This window comes from Streptococcus parasanguinis, assembly GCF_001578955.1.
Classification (GTDB): Bacteria; Bacillota; Bacilli; order Lactobacillales; family Streptococcaceae; genus Streptococcus; species Streptococcus parasanguinis_U.
This window is the reverse complement of record NZ_KQ969692.1, coordinates 160532-161539: the sequence shown is the minus strand read 5'-3', so window position 1 is coordinate 161539 and position 1008 is coordinate 160532. Positions and strand designations below refer to the sequence as shown.

The following is a 1008-nucleotide window of genomic DNA, read 5'->3' as shown; positions in this document are numbered from 1 at the left end:
TTTATATGGATTCTAAAGTCTATGTAAACGGACAATTCGTTGGTCATTATCCAAATGGCTACAATGCCTTTTCTTATGATATTACTCCTTATTTGAATGCAGATGGAAGCGAGAACACCATCGCCGTTCATGTGGTCAATCAACAACCAAGTAGCCGTTGGTATTCTGGTAGTGGGATTTACCGGGATGTTAAGCTGAGTGTGACGGACAAGGTTCATTTAGCGCAGTATGGGACTACGATTACGACCCCTCAGTTAGAAAAACAGCAAAATGGGGCAGTAGATACAGTGGTGAAGAGCCGCATTGTCAACCAGGATGATCAAGCCCATAGTATCTATGCGGAATATGAAATTGTCGATCAAAATGGCCAAGTGGTGAGCGAAAAAACGCGCAGTGAAGCACAAGCTGTTTTAGCAGGTCAAGAGATCAACCTTTCTCAAACCTTGCATGTTGAAAAACCAACCCTCTGGGATGTGAAAACGGATCATCCAGCTCTCTATACCTTGTATACACGTGTCTATCGGGATTCGCAGTTGGTAGATGTGCAAAAGGAACGCTTTGGTTATCGCTATCTCAACTGGACGCCAGAAGGTGGCTTCTTCCTCAATGGGGTGGCGACGAAATTCCACGGGGTATCTCTTCACCATGACCACGGGGCTCTTGGAGCTGAGGAAAATTACAAGGCTGAATACCGTCGTCTCAAACAGATGAAGGACATGGGAGTCAATGCCATCCGGACGACTCACAACCCAGCGAGTGAACAAACCTTAAAAATTGCTGCTGAGTTGGGCTTGATGGTCCAAGAAGAAGCTTTTGATACCTGGTATGGTGGCAAGAAGCAATACGATTACGGTCGTTTCTTTGAAAAGGATGCCACTCACCCAGAAGCTCGGAAAGGGGATACTTGGTCCGATTACGATCTACGGACCATGGTAGAACGGGGCAAGAACAATCCAGCCATTGTCATGTGGTCAATCGGTAATGAAGTTGGTGAAGCAGATGGTTCAG

1 protein-coding gene is annotated in these 1008 nt (G+C 46.0%); it reads left to right on the top strand.

Features of this window, described 5'->3' with window-relative positions; genetic code table 11:
- The coding region (locus SPADD19_RS12925; protein ID WP_277619481.1) for a glycoside hydrolase family 2 TIM barrel-domain containing protein at positions 1-1008 on the top strand (1008 nt) is incomplete at both ends.